This is a genomic window from Streptomyces sp. NPDC046805 (genome assembly GCF_040645355.1).
GTDB lineage: Bacteria > Actinomycetota > Actinomycetes > Streptomycetales > Streptomycetaceae > Streptomyces.
The window spans coordinates 1-16,553 of sequence record NZ_JBEYYC010000060.1 but is presented as its reverse complement, the minus strand read 5'-3'; the positions used below and the strand labels follow the sequence as shown (position 1 = coordinate 16,553).

The 16,553-nt window shown below is 66.9% G+C and carries 12 protein-coding genes and 3 pseudogenes; 10 read left to right on the top strand and 5 right to left on the bottom strand.

The window, feature by feature from the left end:
- From ABZ910_RS35280 to ABZ910_RS35270, 3 genes and pseudogenes are all read right to left on the bottom strand, one after another.
- A pseudogene (locus tag ABZ910_RS35280) lies at positions 1-208 on the bottom strand (IS630 family transposase); the annotation flags it as partial.
- Positions 205-744, bottom strand: coding sequence for a winged helix-turn-helix domain-containing protein (locus ABZ910_RS35275; RefSeq protein ID WP_361373351.1), 540 nt, complete (start codon positions 742-744; stop codon positions 205-207). The gene ABZ910_RS35275 and the pseudogene ABZ910_RS35280, both read right to left, overlap by 4 nt.
- Positions 745-805: 61 nt before the next feature.
- Positions 806-1,198: an SDR family oxidoreductase gene (locus ABZ910_RS35270; protein WP_361373349.1), complete on the bottom strand. Its 393-nt coding sequence runs from the start codon at positions 1,196-1,198 to the stop codon at positions 806-808.
- Between the two features lie 1,724 nt (positions 1,199-2,922).
- Here ABZ910_RS35270 and ABZ910_RS35265 point away from each other — a divergent pair.
- From ABZ910_RS35265 to ABZ910_RS35250, 4 genes are all read left to right on the top strand, one after another.
- Complete coding sequence (locus ABZ910_RS35265; RefSeq protein ID WP_361373347.1) at positions 2,923-4,347, top strand: glycoside hydrolase family 15 protein; 1,425 nt, start codon at positions 2,923-2,925, stop codon at positions 4,345-4,347.
- A gap of 77 nt (positions 4,348-4,424) precedes the next feature.
- A complete protein-coding gene (locus ABZ910_RS35260) occupies positions 4,425-6,341 on the top strand; it encodes a GMC family oxidoreductase (RefSeq protein WP_361373345.1) in 1,917 nt (638 codons plus the stop codon).
- Positions 6,338-7,438 carry a ferritin-like protein gene (locus ABZ910_RS35255; RefSeq protein ID WP_361373343.1) on the top strand — a complete coding sequence of 367 codons (1,101 nt, stop codon included), beginning with the start codon at positions 6,338-6,340 and terminating at the stop codon, positions 7,436-7,438. Before ABZ910_RS35260 ends, ABZ910_RS35255 begins: the two co-directional genes overlap by 4 nt.
- The gene (locus tag ABZ910_RS35250; RefSeq protein ID WP_361373341.1) at positions 7,435-7,959 is read left to right on the top strand and encodes a hypothetical protein; all 525 of its coding nucleotides are present in this window, start codon (positions 7,435-7,437) and stop codon (positions 7,957-7,959) included. The genes ABZ910_RS35255 and ABZ910_RS35250 overlap by 4 nt, the downstream gene beginning before the upstream one ends.
- Before the next feature lie 32 nt (positions 7,960-7,991).
- Here the strand turns inward: ABZ910_RS35250 and ABZ910_RS35245 are convergent, their stop codons facing one another.
- Positions 7,992-9,182 carry an RNA-guided endonuclease TnpB family protein gene (locus ABZ910_RS35245; protein WP_361373339.1) on the bottom strand — a complete coding sequence of 397 codons (1,191 nt, stop codon included), beginning with the start codon at positions 9,180-9,182 and terminating at the stop codon, positions 7,992-7,994.
- 140 nt (positions 9,183-9,322) lie between these two features.
- On the opposite strand from ABZ910_RS35245, the gene iolE reads away from it, so the two are divergent.
- From iolE to ABZ910_RS35225, 4 genes are read left to right on the top strand one after another with little or no spacing between them, the layout of a single operon-like run.
- Complete coding sequence (gene iolE, locus ABZ910_RS35240) at positions 9,323-10,237, top strand: myo-inosose-2 dehydratase (RefSeq protein WP_361373337.1); 915 nt, start codon at positions 9,323-9,325, stop codon at positions 10,235-10,237.
- A gap of 2 nt (positions 10,238-10,239) precedes the next feature.
- On the top strand, positions 10,240-11,265 hold the full coding sequence (locus ABZ910_RS35235; RefSeq protein WP_361373335.1) for a TIM barrel protein: 1,026 nt from the start codon (positions 10,240-10,242) through the stop codon (positions 11,263-11,265).
- A gap of 48 nt (positions 11,266-11,313) precedes the next feature.
- Positions 11,314-12,141 carry an MBL fold metallo-hydrolase gene (locus ABZ910_RS35230; protein ID WP_361373333.1) on the top strand — a complete coding sequence of 276 codons (828 nt, stop codon included), beginning with the start codon at positions 11,314-11,316 and terminating at the stop codon, positions 12,139-12,141.
- Positions 12,142-12,166: 25 nt separating this feature from the next.
- Positions 12,167-13,822, top strand: coding sequence for a thiamine pyrophosphate-dependent enzyme (locus ABZ910_RS35225; RefSeq protein WP_361373331.1), 1,656 nt, complete (start codon positions 12,167-12,169; stop codon positions 13,820-13,822).
- Positions 13,823-14,322: 500 nt separating this feature from the next.
- Here the strand turns inward: ABZ910_RS35225 and ABZ910_RS35220 are convergent, their stop codons facing one another.
- On the bottom strand, positions 14,323-14,922 hold the full coding sequence (locus ABZ910_RS35220) for a cation transporter (protein ID WP_361373329.1): 600 nt from the start codon (positions 14,920-14,922) through the stop codon (positions 14,323-14,325).
- Positions 14,923-15,547: 625 nt separating this feature from the next.
- On the opposite strand from ABZ910_RS35220, the pseudogene ABZ910_RS35215 reads away from it, so the two are divergent.
- Both ABZ910_RS35215 and ABZ910_RS35210 read left to right on the top strand, forming a co-directional pair.
- Positions 15,548-15,715 (top strand): annotated as a pseudogene (locus ABZ910_RS35215) (ISL3 family transposase); the annotation flags it as partial.
- Between the two features lie 593 nt (positions 15,716-16,308).
- Positions 16,309-16,553: pseudogene (locus ABZ910_RS35210) on the top strand (hypothetical protein); the annotation flags it as partial.

The window sequence follows — 16,553 nt, the reverse complement described above, 5'->3', positions numbered from 1 at the left end:
GATCGCGATAGTCCGTCCAGGCGAAGCTTCGGCGGCCGCCGGCCTTGTGGTCCGCATGGACGATCGGCCGGTAGATCAGCCGTGAGCGGTCGCCTATCTTGTAGCAGGCCAGGGCGGCGATGGAGATTCTGCGCTGGGAGCGCCCGCGGACGCGCACGATCGGGGTGTTGCCGCGGTGGGACCAGGTGCGGGCGGTGGGCGGCGTCATCGAGAAGCCGGCCTCGTCCTCGAAGACGAGGTAGGCGTCGAGCGCCGCCGCGGTGCTTTTGCGGATGGCCAGGTCTCCTTCACCCATCCGGCTATGGCTGCCTCGTCCCGCTCGACGGCGTGCTTCGCGGGGACCTGGTGGCTCCAGCCGTGGCGTCGCAGCATCTGCGAGATCCCCGAGAGCGTGAGCGACTTGTGGAACCGCCGCCCGATGAGCGTCTTGATTCGGGCCAGGGTCCAGGTCTGGTCCGGCCAGCCGTGCGCCACGGCGCCCTTGGCCAGCTCGACTTCCAGCACGGCGAACAGTGTGTCGCTCAGCTTCGGCGTTGAGACCGGTCCAGCGGATCGCAGCCCCACGGCGCCGACGTCCTGCCAGGCCCGTCGCCACCGCTGCACCGAGCGCACGCTCACCCGTAAGTCCTTGGCGACCTCCGCGTTGGAGGCACCTGCGGCGAACCGCTCGGCGGCCTCCATCCGGATCCGCTCACGAAACACCTGCCGTTCAGGCGTCAGCCCACCACCCTGCGGATACCTCATACAACCGACATACCGCGACGATCACGTTCCGTCAGCCCCCAACGACATCACGCCTCAAACATCAGTAGACGATGCTCGCAGCGATCTCCTGGGGAGACGCCGGCCGTCCGGCTGGGGCCTGTGCAGCCAGGCCGTCCAGGTTCTCGCCCATGGGCGCTGTCCCCTCAGTCCGGGTGGGACCGACGACAACGGTGTCGACCCGCACGCCGCGGGGGCCGTACTCGGCGGCCCACGACTTGGTCAGCAGGTTCACCGCGGCCTTGCTGGAGCCGTAAAGTGCCATGCCCGGTACGCCGTACTCGGCCACCATGGTGCTTGGCCCCTGAGCCTGGCGGAGTTCGAGGCCCGCATCCGCGAGCGCTATCCCGATGTCCTGTGCACCGCCAAACACGCAGCGATCGGCGATGAGGACTACCTGGCCTTCGAAGCCGACATCGATGATGAACGACGGCACGGGAGCTACTTCGACCACGCCCAACTCATCCTCAGGTACGTCCCTCCCGCCTTCTGGGCGAACACCATCGTGTGGTTCCTGTCCCTCCTTCCAGCAGGCACACCCGCCGTCGCCATGGTCGAGAGCAACCCCGACATCGCCCCCGTCCCGCCCGGAGCGTCCGCCGACGAGATCCGAAGCCCAGCCAGTACCGGCAACCCGTCGGCCCCGCGCTGCTGGACGCCATTGCCAACGAGAACGCCCAGGAACTCCTACAGCGACTGATCCGCTCTTCGAGGCGGCTCCGGCGGGCGCCGAGCCCGCCTTCTCGGTCCTGGCCCGCGCCGCAGGCAGCGGGCGCTGTCTGTTCAACGCGCCTCGCCACTCGCACTCAACTCACCGGACAGCACCCAGTCACGACCAGCCCCCCACTCAGGGCCACGCAGCATGCCCAGCGCCTTGAACCCGGTCCTCCTTGCCCCGCATGCTCTTGACGTCGCCCCTCGTGCTGCTGAACGCCGGTATGGCCACGGTAGGAACTGGGCCCGAAGAGCGGGCCTGAAGGCGCCGGAGATCACCGTCATGTGGGTCCTGGTGCGCGGTGCAGCCTGCCAGAAGTCCTGCGGGCAGAGGCCCGGATCAGCAGGCACCGGGACTGCGCTGAGGACATGCGGGCAGCGGCTGACGCGAGCACGGTCTGTTCGACGCCGCCCCAAGACATAAGGGTTCTCAGCGACGTCAGGGAATCTCACGAAAACGGAGGTGCTGCCGTTCAAGCCCTTCGCCGCTTATGGCCATGGACGTGCAATCCGTCAGGTGTGCACGTCACCAGTCGGTGTCAGAAATCAAGATCAGTCTCATTTGCAGGCAGGGATCCCAGCCGAAGGAGCAGCACCCGATCTCACACACCTGGGCTGAGGCGAGAACCCACAGGGCCGCCTGCGGGGCCGCCAGCTCGGCGGGCTCCTCATAGGTCGGCATGGCAGGCACGGGCAGAAACCTACCGGATCGTCACATCGCTGCGCGAACCACGTGCGTCACGCCACAACCCGCGGCCGAGGGGCGTATTCCGTGAATGGACACCACCAGAGCAGCCAACTCCTCATAGGAGGGCTGCGGCAGCTGGTCGGTAGTCACAAGATCAACCTACCGGACCATGATGACCACTCCGCACCGCATCACCGCAGCTCACGAGTAGCCCTAAACTGTTACGAAAATCATCCGAATAATCGGGACTCGACGCACAGTTATGTATCAGCGCGTCTCACTCGACTACTCCATTCTCGTACGCAACATCGAGATTTAATATTGCGGCACCCTCCCGCTGGCTGTAGCTTGCGTTAGGTATGAGTGGGGGGCGCCACCGAGTGGTGGGACCATCGTGCAGAACGGCCATGCTCAGGGCTGCTTCGAAGCGGCTCTATGTTGTTCAGTGAACCGGAAAGAATTTTCGCTGCGTGCTTTCCGGAAAACGGGGGAGGGGGCGGAGGGGTGCATTCCCTGTTACCGCGATGATGGGAATGGCGCCGACTCGGACACCTGATTCAGTTGGTCATCGAAGCTCAGACGGCGTGCCCGCGCCTCGACCGTAGAGCGTCCGCAGCACACCCGCGCACGCCGTCGAACAACTCATGTTCGTGCCAGGTTCCCAAGCTTTTTATCCTGCGTGACCATCGCGTCGACCATCGACCATCGACCGCCGACTGGATCCGATGGATCCGCTCGAAAGAAAATGGAGTTCAGCAATGTCCGAGCCCAACATCACGCCCGACATGCGCGCCCGCACGAACCGGGCAGCCGACGCTTTACGACCGCGGGAGAACGTGCAGACCTCCCTTGCGCCGGGGGCGGTCAATCCGCAGACGCTGGTGCCGATCATGTTCACCTTCATGCTGCGGAACATCGCCAGCAACGGCTTCACCTTCAGCGACCCGCAGTCGCCCGGTGATTTTTCCCGCGACTCTAAGCCGGGTTGCATCATCGCCGCCCCGTCCTTCCCGACCCAGACCCCCGGCATCGACGAGAACTACGTCTTCAACTGGGTGCGCGACGGCGCCATCACGGCCATGGAAGTGGCCAAGGGCAACATGCCGGCCGACCCGGACGGGACGGTGGAGACGCTCAACGACTACGTGCAGTTCGCCGACCTCTGCCACTCCAACGCCCGGCCGACCCTAGGTCACGCCGTCTTCAACATCGCCGGCGACGCCCGCCCGTGGACCGAGCAGAACGACGGCCCCGCCCTGCAGTCGATCACCATCCTGGCCGCCTACGACCAGCTCGATCTCGGCACCCAGAAGCGGGCGGTCGACCTCGTGAACTCGAACGTGGCTTACCTCCTCGACGTCTACCAGCAGCCCACCACCAACCTGTGGGAGGAGCACCACGGGTTCACCTTCTTCGCCCGCGCAGCCCAACTGCGCTGCTTCGAGGAGGTCCTGGCCTCGAAGATCGTCGGCATCGACAAGCCGACCGGGCTGAAGCCCGCCGTCAACTGGCTACGCGAGGCCCTCGCAGGTCACTGGGACGGGACCAAGTACGTGAGCATGATGGCCGACCCCGGCAACGGGGCGCAGCCCTCACCCCAGCGCCCGGTCGTCGACGGTTACGACCCGAACATCGACATCGTCCAGGCGGCTCTCTACGGCGGCGTCTCCTTCGCCGACACCAAGCTCCTCGCCACGGCGGCCCAGCTGCGCGCGCAGTGGGAGGAGGGCGGCATCGCCTTCTACCCGATCAACAAGGCAGACCGTGAACAGCTTGGCATCGGGCCGCTGTTCGGTCGCTACCCCGGCGACGTCTACAACGGCGACACCGCACACCCGACGCTCGGCGGCCACCCCTGGGCCCTGTCCACATGCAACGTCGCCGAACTGCACTACAAGCTTGCCGCCGCCATCAAGTCGAGCGGCAAGATCCCGCTGGACGAGCTGTCCGCGCCCTTCTTCGCCCAGTCCGGCATCGACGCCTCGACGCCCCCGGCAGCGGCTGCCGCCGCCCTGCTGACCACCGGTGACGACATGGTGCAGGCCGTCATCTACCACAGCGACCATCTGGAGCTCTCCGAGCAGTTCGACGGCACCACCGGCTACGAGCGCAGCGTGCGCAACCTGACGTGGAGCTACGCCGCCTATCTGTCCGCCATGCGAGCCCGCGCCGAGGCAGTGTGACCGTGGCCGACCGACTCGCATCCCGGCCGCCGCGCCGGTGGTCCCGGCTGCGCCCAGCTAAGGAGGGGTGACTGCTCATGTACGAGAAGTTCCCTGTCGGGGCGGCGCAGCGCACCGACCCCGCGGCGGCGGCCGAGATTCTCTACGACGCCGTCATCGTGGGCGGCGGAATCGCCGGCGCCCTCGTCGCCTCGCGGCTGAGCGAGGCCGGCCGGACGGTACTACTCCTCGAGGCGGGCCCGGCCGAAGACCTCACCTTGAGGAGTTACGAGGGCTATCTCGACCGCTTCTACTCGGCGACCAGCAAGGACAACCAGGCCCCCTACCCGGACACCGTCAACGCCCCGATGCCCCGCGGCACCGATGCACGGCGCATCTTCCCGGGGGCGCCCGACGCCTCGTCGTACATCGTCCAGAGCGGGCCCTTCGCCACCGACACCACCTATACGAGGGTCATCGGCGGCACCACCATGCACTGGGAGGGCAAGACGCTGCGGATGCTGCCCGAGGACTTCCGGATGCACACCCTCTACGGCGAGGGGACCGACTGGCCGCTCACCTACGACGACCTCGCCCCGTACTACAACGAGGCGGAACGCGAGATCGGCGTCTCCGCCGACGTGGCGGACCAGGCCTACCTCGGGATGACCTTCGACGAGGACTATGTGTTCCCGATGAAGGGGCTGCCCCTGTCGTACCTGGACCAGATGGTCGCCAAGGACGTCGACGGGATGCCGGTCGAACTCGACGGGGAGCAGCGGGAGTTGCAGGTCAGGCCGTTCCCCCAGGGCCGCAACGGGATACCGAACCCGGCCTACGACGGCGGGAAAGGCTATGTGCCGCAAGGCGCGGTGAGCACGTACCAGGTCGAGGTCGGCGAGCGCTGCCAGGGCAACAACAACTGCGTGCCCATCTGCCCGGTACAGGCCAAGTACAACGCAGGCAAGACCCTCGCCGTCGCGCTGCGGACCGGCAGGGTCGACCTGGTGGCCCAGGCGGTGGCCCACAAGGTGCACACCGACGAGCAGACCGGCCGGGTGACCGAGATCGAGTACCGCCGCTACGACTCGCCCGACGGTTCGGACTTCACCACCATGAGGGCCCGCGGCCGCCTGTTCGTGCTGGCCGCCAACGCAGTGGAGAACCCGCGGCTGATGCTGGCCTCCGGCCTGAACAGCTCCAGCGGCCTGATGGGGCGCAACTTCATGGACCACGCCTACCTCCTTGCGTGGGCCCTGCTGCCGGAGGTGGCCGGCACCTTCCGGGGCACCAACTGCACCGGCGGCATCACCGACCTGCGCGGGGGCCGGTTCCGCCGCCGTCAGGCCGCCTTCAGCGTCGATATCCACAACGACGGGTGGGGCTGGGCCAGGGGTGCGCCGATGACCGACCTGATCGACCTGGTGGACTCCGGCGGCCGTTACGGCGAGTCGCTGCGCCAGGGCCTGGTGGACCGCATCTCCCGCCAGCTGCAGCTGGCGTTCATGGTCGAGGTCCCCGCCAACCCGAGCAACCGCATCACGGTCGACCCCGCCTTCACCGACCACCTGGGCAACATGCGGCCCATCCTCAGCTACGACATCCCCGACTACACGATGCGCGGGGTGGCGTATGCCCGGCAGCTGTCGAAGCGGATCTTCGCCCGGCTCGGGGCCGAGGACCACACCGCTTACGACCCGGACTTCTGGGGCTACGCCGTACATGCCGGCGAGGGGTACGAGATCCGCGGCGGCAACCACCTGGCCGGCACCCACATGATGGGCGCCGACCCGGCGACCTCGGTGGTGAACGCGGATCAGCGCAGCTGGGACCACGAGAACCTCTATCTGGTCGGCGGAGGGAGCATGCCCACGGTGGGCACGTCGAATGTGACGCTCACCGTCGCCGCCCTGTGCCTTCGCAGCAGCCGCGCCATGCTGGCCCAGCTCGAAGCCGAGACGGCACCGCTCACCGTGTCCGCCCAGCGCCGACCCCAGGGGGAGGTGGCCCGGTGACCGCGTCCACCATCGACAACCGTGACGAGCTGATCGCCTATCTGCACGCGGCGATGGCGCTCGAGCACGCGACCATCCCGCCGTACCTAACCGCGTACTACTCCATCAAGTCCACCACCAACTCCGACGCCGCCCACATCATCCGGGTGGTCGTGGTGGAGGAGATGCTGCATCTGACGCTGGTCGCCAACGTCCTGAACGCCATCGGCGGGCAGCCCGACCTGACCCGCCCCGGCTTCGTGCCGTCCTACCCGGCCTATCTCCCCGACGGGGAGGACGACTTCACCGTCGACCTGCGGCCGCTCTCCCCCGAGGCGGTGGAGACGTTCTGCAAGATCGAGCGGCCGGGCCGGGCGCCCGGCGCGGAACGGCTACTGACGCTGCCGGACAGCGGAGGCCCGCGCCTGGTCTCCAGCCCGACCGCCGAGAAGATGCGCTTCTACAGCATCGGCGAGTTCTACGCGGAGATCATCGAAGGACTGGAGAAGGTGGCGGCCGCCGACCCCAAGCGGCTCTTCTGCGGGGACCCGGCGCGGCAGGTAGGGACCGAGTACTTCTACTCGGGCGGCGGGGACGTGATCGTCGTGACCGATCTGGACTCGGCCTGCCGGGCGCTCAACTTCATCGCCGACCAGGGCGAAGGCCTCGATGCGGGCATCCACGACGCCGCCGGGGAGCTCGCCCACTACTACCGGTTCCGGCAGCTGCAGCTCGGCCGCTACTACGAGGTGGGCGACGAGTCCGATGCGCCTTCGGGGGCGCCGATCAGCGTCGCCTGGGACGAGGTGCACCCGGTGAAGGTGAGCCCCCGCCTTGCCGACTACCCCGAGGGGTCACAACTCGCCGCGGCCGCACGGCAGTTCAACGCCGACTACGGGTCCTTCCTCGCCCTGCTCACCCAGGCGTTCAACGGGCAGCCCGACCTGCTGCAGGAGGCCGTGCGCGGCATGTTCCGGCTGCGCGACGGTTTCAACCGGCTGATACGCAACCCGCTGCCGGGCACCGACGGCCTGCACGCCGGCCCCACGTTCGAGATCCCGGCCGGTCCCGGGGCCTCGGCGGAGCCGGGTGGGACGGCCCAGGAGGTGGCGCGATGACCGACCCGTCGTTCGAGGACTTCCTGTCCCTGTCGGTCGACCTCACCGCCTTCGAGGAGACCGCGCTGCTCGGCACCGGTATGGCCGGCCTGTACCTGACCAAGGTGCGGGACGCCTGCGGCGACGAGGTCACCGCCGCACTCCTGGACGCGCACCGGGCAGCCAGGACCGATGCGTCCGGTGAGGCGAAGAGCCCGCACCGGACCCCGCTCGACACGGACGTGTTCGACCGGGCCCTGCGCCACCGGATCTTCAGCGACGACCGTCTCGGCCCGGTGGCCCGCAATGTGATCAAGCTCTGGTTCGCCGGGATGTGGTACGCCTTGCCCCCCGAGTGGACCGACCGCTACGGGGCCCGTGCGGCGGGCGAGACCTCCACGGTGACCGCCGCCTCCTACCAGGAGGGGCTGCTGTGGCAGGCCATCGGGGCCAATCCTCCGGGGGCCAAGGCGCCCGGTTACGGCTCCTGGGCCCAGCCACCCCGCATCGAGGAACGCTATCTGAAGGGGTCGACAACTTGACATCCTCCACCCGCCTGAAGGCGGGGGATTCCTCACTTCGCAGTGAGGGCTTCCTGCTTCGCAGGCAGTTGCCCCGTCCGGGACTTCTCCCGTTGGGGTCTTACACCGCCTCCACAGGCAGACACGGCCAGCCCGGCCGCCAAAAGGTTTTTCGCCGCGTTGACGTCGCGGTCGTGGACGGTGCCGCAGTCGCACGTCCACTCACGGACGTTCAACGGCAGCTTCCCGCGGACCGTGCCGCAGGCCCCGCACAGCTTGCTGGAGGGGAACCAGCGCTCCACCGCGACGAGTTCACGCCCGTACCACTGCGCCTTGTACTCCAGCATCGACCGCAGCTGCGACCACGACGCGTCAGATATCGCGCGTGCCAGGCCGTGGTTCTTGACCATATTGCGGACGGTCAAGTCCTCGATCACGATCGTTTGGTTCTCACGAACGAGTCGAGTCGACAGCTTGTGCAGGAAGTCCCGCCTGCGGTCGGTGATCGCCCCGTGGACGCGGGCCACCTTCCGGCGGGCCTTCTCCCCGTTGTTCGAGCCCTGGACCTTCCGGGACAGCTCCCGCTGAGCGCGGGCCAGCTTGGCGCGGTCCTTACGCTCGTGCTTCGGGTTGGCGACCTTCTCCCCGGTCGAGAGCGTGACGAGGGAGGTGATCCCGGCGTCAATGCCGACCACCGCCGTGGTGTCCGTGGCGGGGGTGATGGTCTCCTCGCACAGCAGGGACACGAACCAGCGTCCCGCAGCGTCACGGGACACCGTCACCGTCGTGGGCTCCGCACCCTCCGGCAGCGGACGCGACCAACGGATATCCAACGGCTCCGTCATCTTCGCCAGCGTCAGCTTCCCGTTGCGCCACTTGAACCCGGACCGCGTGTACTCGGCAGAGGCGCGGGACTTCTTCCGGCTCTTGAAACGCGGGTACTTCGCGCGCTTGGCGAAGAAGTTCGTGAACGCCTTCTGAAGGTGCTGCAAGGACTGCTGCAGCGGCACCGAGGAGACCTCCGTAAGGAAGGCGAGTTCCTCGGTCTTCTTCCACTCCGTCAGCGCGGCGGACGACTGTACGTAGGAGATGCGGCGCTGCTCGCCGTACCAGGCGCGGGTGCGTTCTTCGAGCGCCTTGTTGTAGACGAGGCGGACGCAGCCGAACGTGCGCGACAGCTCCGCTGCCTGCTCGCCCGTGGGATAAAAGCGGTACTTGAAAGCCCGCTTCACCTGCTGCGCCATGCCTCAAGTTCTATCTGAATCCTTCTGACGCAGGGCTGTTGGATGAGTGGGGCAGCGTGCTCCGCCGCTGCGCGGCTCCGCCTCAAGGATGCGTTTCCTCCCCCGGCCGAAGTCGGGGGTTTCCACGCAAGGAGTTTCCGATGACAGAACTGGCTGACCGCCTCGGCCCGGACAAGGTAAAGCTCGGCGTCTGCTGCACCCTGTGGTGGAACGACGACTTCCCCACCATCGATGCGGGCATCACCTTCGGCCAGGCCGTGAGCGAGATGGCGCTCGCCGGCTTCCAGGGCTGCAGCATCGGGCACAAGTTCCCCTCCGACCCCGAGGTGCTGAAGGCCGCACTCGACCAGCGCGGCCTGCAGATATCCGAGCCATGGACCAGCCTGTACTTCACGGTCGGCAAGATGCGGCACAAGACGATCGCTGCCTTCGAGGAGACCTTGACCCACATCAGGGCGCTGGGCGGGACCGAGCTGGTCGTGGCCGAGTTCGGGGCTTCCTCGCACCTGCTTCCCGTCGACGTGTTCGCCAACCGCCCGCATTTCACCGATGCCCAGTGGGACGCGCTGACGTCCGGGCTTGACGAGCTCGGCAAGATCGCAGGCTCGGCCGGGATGAAGCTGAGCTACCACCACCACATGGGCACCGGCGTCATGACCCGGTCCGACGTCGACCGGCTGATGGCCTCGACGGATCCCGCCCTGGTCCACCTCCTGCTCGACACCGCCCACATCGCCTTCGCCGGTGACGATCCGCTGGACCTCGCCCGGACGTACGCCGACCGCATCGGCCACGTCCATATGAAGAGCATCCGGCCTGAGGTCGTGCGCAGGGTGCGTGAGGAAGGCCTGTCGTTCCAAGAGGCCGTCGAGCTCGGCGTCTTCACCGTGCCGGGAGACGGCGCGATCGACTTCCGGCCCATCCTCGAAGTGCTGGCCGACGCCGGCTACCAGGGGTGGCTGGCCGTGGAGGCCGAGCAGGACCCGAACAAGGCCGACCCGCTCGAGTACGCCAAGAGGGCCCGCGCGTACCTCGCCGACGTCCTGGGCTGGTGACCATGAACGTGACATTGGCGCGGGGCCTCAAACCGAAGATCGAGCGGGACGTGTACTTCAGCTTCTTCATGTTCACGGCCGATCTGCGTCCGCAGGACACCCGCTACACCCAGACTCTGATCAACCATCTCAAGGCCCTGACCGATATGGGCTATGCGGGCTTCGACGTGCATATCGCCGCCAGGCCCGCGACCGTCGACCACAAGCTCGAGATCGACGGCTACATCGCCCTGCGGAAGGCCTTCGACCAGGCGGGCCTGCGCGAGGTCAGGTTCACCACCAACGTGGGGACCACGCGGACCTTCGACCCGACCTCGCCCTACGAGGGGCAGCGTGCACAGGCCCTCTCGTATCTGAAGTCGCGCGTCGACATCACCCGGATCCTGGGTGGCGGCGCGTCGATCATGTCAGGTCCGTTCCTCTATCCCTATGGCGTCTTCCCCCTCACCGACGACGGTGAACCGCTGTGGAGCGACGCCCTCCAGGAGTGGATCAAGCCGCGCTTCCACGCGGCCCGCGGAGTCTTCGAGGAGCTCTCGGAGTACGCAGCGACCATGGAGGTCAAGCTCGCCATCGAGCCCGTCAAGAGCTGGGAGACTCCCCCGCCCAACATGGTCTCGGAGGTCCTCGACTTCCTCGAGGGGCTCGAGCACCCGCAGGGCGGCGTGACGGTCGACACCGCGCAGGTCCTGATGGAGAGCCAGGGCCCTTCGGTCTTCCGGAACAACATCGCGCGGGCCGTGCGGCAGAACCGGCTGCACTACGTCCATATCTCGGCGCCGGACCGGGGCGCGGTGAAGGACAGCTGGATTCCGTGGGACCTCGTGCGCAGCGACATCGAGCCGGTGTACCGCGGGCCGTATCTGGTGGAGGTGTTCAACGCGATCCCGCCGTTCGTCAGCTCGATGCGGATGGCGCGCAGGCGGTTCTGGCGGCCCGGCGAGGACGCCCCGATACGCGGCGTGGACAGCGCCTACGACGTCGCGAAAGCCGCCCTGGAGGAACTCCACACGCGCATCGCCGCATAGCCCCGTCCTCGTCTCGTCTCGTCCCGTTCCGTATCGGGGAGGTCCCGGATGCCGACTCAGCTGTCGGACCCCATTGTCATGGTCGTGAAGCAGGCGGGCGACGTCCGTATTCACACCTTCATTTCCTCTTTCGGCGACGGCCATATCGCGAACGCGACGCACATCGTCGAGTCCAGGAACTGCCTCGTGCTCGTCGACGGACAGTTCCTCGCCCCTTATGCACGGGAGTTCAGGGCGTACGCGGACAGCCTGCACAAGCCGATCGAGCGGCTGTATCTCTCCCACCGGCACCCCGACCACTGGTTCGGCGTGGGCGCCGCGTTCCGCGATGTCACGGTCTATGCGCTCTCCGAGACCATGAACTTCATCCACGAGCACGGGGAGGAGTCGCTCAGCGACCACTGGAAGCTCGGCGGCCTCCTGCCTGAGCACGTCGTCGTCCCCAAGCAGGTCGCCAGTCCCGGGGAGGAGCGGATCGACGGGGTCCGTTACGTCCTGGACCGGGTGACGGACACCGAGACCGACTTCCACCTCACCCTCGGACTTCCCGAACTGGGGGTGTACTTCGCCCAGGACCTGCTCTACAGCGGCACCCATCTGTATCTGACCTCTCAACTGGGCCGCTGGATCCGGGTGCTGCAGGACCTGCTGGTGTCGCAGTACGAGCTCTTCCTGCCGGGTCATGGCCTGCCCGCCGACAAGAACGAGGTCGCCCGCAACATCGAGTACCTCTCGGCCGCCCAGCAGGCCGCCGGCAACGGCCTGACGGGCGCCGCCTTCAAGGACTTCCTGCTGCAGCGGTATCCGGAGCGCAAGTGCCCGGGCATCTTCGACATCTACCTGCCCCGGCTGTTCGGCGGTGCAAGCGAATACTGACCACTGATCACAGAGGAGTTACGCCATGCCAGAGCGCTGCACGGTCGGGCAGTATCTGATAGACCGGCTCCATCAGCTCGGTCTTGACCATCTGTTCGCCATCGCGGGTGACTATTCGATCGACTGGCTGAACCGGTATGTCGCGCCGAGCAGCGTCGAAATCATCGAGGAAGTCAACGAGGTCAACGCCGGCTATGCGGCGGACGGATACGCGCGGCTGAAGGGCATCGGGGCCCTGTGCGTCACCTACTCCGCCGGCGCGCTGTGTGCGGTGAACGCCGTCGCCGGAGCCTACGTCGAGAAGGTGCCGCTCGTGCTGATCAACGGCACGCCGAGCATCAAGAAGACCATCATCTTCGAACAGACCGGCTTCAGCGCGCACCACTTCATCGCCGGGCGGGAAACCGACCTCCAGTCCTTCGAGCACATCACGGCCGTGGCGATCCGGATCGACAACCCGGAGCTCGCGCCGGGCCTGATCGACCACGCGCTGAGCAAGTGCGTCACCGAGCGCCGCCCGATCTACATCGAGCTGCTCCAGGACATGGTCGACCTCGCGTGTGAGCAGCCTCGGGGCGTCCTCAAGCCGGCCAAGCCACTATCGGACCGGGACAGCCTGAAACAGTCGGTCGCCCAGCTCCGTACGAGGCTCGAAAACGCCGAGAACCCTCTCATCTGGGTAGGCCCCGAGGTCGACCGGTTCGGCCTGCAGGACAAGACCGCGCGCCTGATCCAGCAGCTGAACATCCCCTTCGTCACGGAACTCCTCAGCAAGGCCGTCCTCTCCGAGGACGATCTGCTGTTCGCCGGCGTGCTCGACGGCCAGGCCTCCTCCGAGGCCGTCACGGAACTGGCCGCCGCCTCCGACTTCGTGCTCGCCCTCGGCGTGTGGCTCACGGACATCAACTCGCTGGGCTGGGAACCGGATTACGACAAGACCGCCTTCGCGTCGTTCGACGCGGTCAAGCTCGGCACCTTCTTCGGCGGGCATGTCGCCCTTGAGCACCTGATCGACGGCATTCTGGCGGAGAAGATCACGCCCAAGTCCCAGAAGCTACCGGAGCGGCCCTCGCGCAGCGCACCTGCCATGAGTGCCTCCGAGATCATCACGTACCAGGGGTTCTACGAGTTCATCCAGCGGTATGTCGACCGGCACACCGTCATCAGCAGCGACGCGAGCATGAACTACTTCGGGAGCCTGCTGCTCGACGTGCCCGCTCCCGGCGGGTTCATCGTCCAGTCGTCGTACTCCTCGATCGGCTACAGCGCACCGGCCGCGACGGGAATCTGCCTGGCGAAGACGCCCGATCAAAGGGTCATGGTGTTCTCGGGCGACGGCGGCTTCCAGATGACCGCCCAATGCCTCTCGACGCAGACCCGCTTCGGGCTCAACCCCATCATCTTCGTCATCGACAACGGCGTTTACGCCGTGGAGCAGTGGCTCGCCGACGCGGCGGTTTTCCACACCGACAAGCCGTTCTACAAGCCCTGCGTCCTGCACCGCTGGAACTACAGCATGCTGTCCGAGGTATTCGGCTGCCAGGGATGGGAAGTCGGCACCTACGGAGAGCTGAGGGATGCCGTGACAGGCGCCCTGAAGAACTCGAGCAGCCCCTCCATCATCCAGGTCCGCGTACCCGACAAGACAATCCCCGACAACGCGAAGTGGAAGACCGAATAACAGGTAGAGAGTAAATGCCGACGAAAGTCACCGCAATCTTCGAGAACCCGAAATCCCCCGAGGTCTTCGAGGCCGGTCACCCCGAGCAGCTCGCCCTGGCGAAGCAGATCCCCGGAGTCCAAAGGGTCGAGAGCGCGAAGGTAGGGCCGAAGGAGGACGACAGCCCGACCCCGGCCTACCGCGTACTCGACCTCTTTCTCCGACTACGACACAGCCAGCAAGGCCGTAACGACCAAAGAGGCGTCAGCGTTTGTCGGCAAGGTCTTCGAGTTGGCGACTGGCGGTGTGCGGCTTCTCTTCGTGGATGTCGAGGAGACGTGACCTTCCCCGCCCGGTCATCACGCAGGGCTTGATCAAGTTCCGTAGGCGTCTGGATCGTTGGTGATGCCCAGGATGGGGATCCCTATGCCGTCCAGGCGCCTCCCAAACTGGTGCACGCATACTGAACAGCCAACGTTCGATGTTCGCGAGAAGCGACGGCGCCTGGGCGATCCAGGCCGTCAGTGCTCGCCGAAGAAGATCTCCTTGACCTCGCGCAGCGCGTAGTAGACCAGCACGTACCCGGCGGCCGGGTCGGCCCACCACAGGCCGGCCAGAGAATCCAGCAGGAGGCCGAGCAACACGGCGGTGGCCAGCAGGCCGTCGATGAGGGTGACTCGACCCTCGGTCTTCAGTACCGGGTTGTCCAGCGCAGTGCCGGTGCGTGCCTTGCCGGTGGCGAGCGCGAACATCACCGCGGCTGTCACCGCGGTCCAGCCGATGCCCAGCATCGAATGGTGGGGCCGGAAGCCGGCGGCCAATACCCAGGTGGACTGCACCAGCAGGTACACCGCCAGCAGCCCGAAGCCGACGCCGATCAGCTTCAGCGCACGGCGACGGCGGTCCTCGCCGCTGGCGGACAGCTCCCAGATCACCACGGTGGAGGCACCAATCTCGATCAGGGAGTCCAGACCGAACCCGGCCAGCGCCACGGACCGCGCCGAGATCGCGGCGACGGCGAGCACGGCGATGCCGAACACGTTCCAACCGAGGGTGGCGTACTCCAAGGCGAAGCCGCGGCGGACAAGCGCCTGGCGGGCGGCCTCATCAGTTCTAGTCACCGCGAGATTCTCCCAAACCTGCCTGTCGGGCCTGGAACGTACCTTGGGCAGTGCTGTCGAACCTCGTGAAGAGTTCGATGCACCCGGGCCCGGCACGCCGCCGTCCACGCCCTACTGGAGGCTGGGCACAGCTGCCGCTCGATCCAGCGGCAACTCGGCATGACCTGGCGGACCGTCAAGCAGTTCGCTGACGCGGCGGCGCCGGAGGAACTGTTCACCGGCCAGTGGCAGAACCGGCCCTCGGTCCTCGATGACTACAAGCCCTACCTGGACGACCGGTGGAACCAGGGCTGCACCAATGCCTGGAAGCTGTGGGAGGAGATCCTGCCGCTGGGCTACAAAGGCGGCTACCAGCGCGTCCGCGCCTACCTGCACAAGAAACGCACCTCACCGCGACCGGTGACGGCCCGGCCGCCCTCGCCCCGGACGGTCACCGGGTGGATCCTCAGTCGCCCGGAGACCCTCACCGAGCCGGAACAAGTCCAGCTCAAGACTGTCCGCACTCACTGTCCCGAGCTCGACGCCCTCACTCGGCACGTCCGCTCCTTCGCGGTCATGCTCACCGAGCGCCAGGCCAGCCTGGCTCGACGCCGTCCGGCAGGACGACCTGCCCAGCCTCCACACCCTCGCCGCCGGAATCGACCGCGATCTCGACGCCGTCACCGCCGGACTCACCCTGCCCTGGAGCTCGGGCGCAGTCGAAGGCCATGTCAACCGGATCAAGATGCTCAAGCGCCAGATGTTCGGCCGTGCAGGGTTCCAACTTCTTCGCAAGCGCGTCCTATTGGCGTGACGGAGAGTGGCCGCGTCACAGAAGTTGAGCGAGAGCCCTCTCTCGTGACCAAAGCCAGGGGGCGACGACCCGTAACTGCTGTACTCCCACAGCAGGTTGGGATGATCCCCGCGGGTGCAGGGACGACCCCTGATAGGTGAGCGCGGAGCGCGCCCAGTCCGGGCAACCCCGCGGACGCGGGGACGACCCAGCCGCCAACTGCCGTCTGCGGCGGGCGTCCTGGTACCCGCATGGCCGCGGCGTGGACGTTCTGCACCAGCGACGGGGCTCCGGTCCGGACTGCGGCACGACTGTTCCGACTCGGTTGATCAAGGCACGGCCAGCACAACAGATTCACAGATATCGACCTTTACTCCTCACATCGCGGGTAACTGTCCACCAGATCGGACCCCCCCCCACTGCACGAAGTGACCTACGCGGAGCGGGAATTACTGAAGAGGTGGGACGTGATCTGGGTACTTCTGGTGCACGACGAGCGTCTGCTGCGCTCAGCCCTTGCGGAACGGTTGGCGCGAGAAGAGGATCTGGATGTCTCTCACACCCCGTGGGGCACGGCGCCGGGCCGTGCGCGAAGCGTGTGTCCGGACGTCTGCGTGGCTGATCTGAACTGCTCCGACCCGTACGACATGAGTCCTCTGGGGGAGCTTCCGATACGGCCCCCCGGCCGCGGACACGAGAGCGCCGACAGGAACGGGCACGAGAACGGGACCCGGACCGAGAAGGGCGGCCGGCACCTGCCCGGCCCCAGACCCTGCCGGCTGCTGGTGCTCGCCACCGCGAACAAGCCGGGCCCGCTGCGGCGCGCGGTCGAGGCGCATGCCCTCGGTTATGTCAACAA

What these genes read in the sequence shown, in the direction of transcription:
- ABZ910_RS35275 (WP_361373351.1), bottom strand. Translation starts at nt 744, where the DNA reads ATGAGGTATCCGCAGGGTGGTGGGCTGACGCCTGAACGGCAGGTGTTT.
- ABZ910_RS35265 (WP_361373347.1), top strand. Translation starts at nt 2,923, where the DNA reads ATGTCCGAGCCCAACATCACGCCCGACATGCGCGCCCGCACGAACCGG.
- ABZ910_RS35260 (WP_361373345.1), top strand. Translation starts at nt 4,425, where the DNA reads ATGTACGAGAAGTTCCCTGTCGGGGCGGCGCAGCGCACCGACCCCGCG.
- ABZ910_RS35250 (WP_361373341.1), top strand. Translation starts at nt 7,435, where the DNA reads ATGACCGACCCGTCGTTCGAGGACTTCCTGTCCCTGTCGGTCGACCTC.
- ABZ910_RS35245 (WP_361373339.1), bottom strand. Translation starts at nt 9,182, where the DNA reads ATGGCGCAGCAGGTGAAGCGGGCTTTCAAGTACCGCTTTTATCCCACG.
- iolE (WP_361373337.1), top strand. Translation starts at nt 9,323, where the DNA reads ATGACAGAACTGGCTGACCGCCTCGGCCCGGACAAGGTAAAGCTCGGC.
- ABZ910_RS35235 (WP_361373335.1), top strand. Translation starts at nt 10,240, where the DNA reads ATGAACGTGACATTGGCGCGGGGCCTCAAACCGAAGATCGAGCGGGAC.
- ABZ910_RS35230 (WP_361373333.1), top strand. Translation starts at nt 11,314, where the DNA reads ATGCCGACTCAGCTGTCGGACCCCATTGTCATGGTCGTGAAGCAGGCG.
- ABZ910_RS35225 (WP_361373331.1), top strand. Translation starts at nt 12,167, where the DNA reads ATGCCAGAGCGCTGCACGGTCGGGCAGTATCTGATAGACCGGCTCCAT.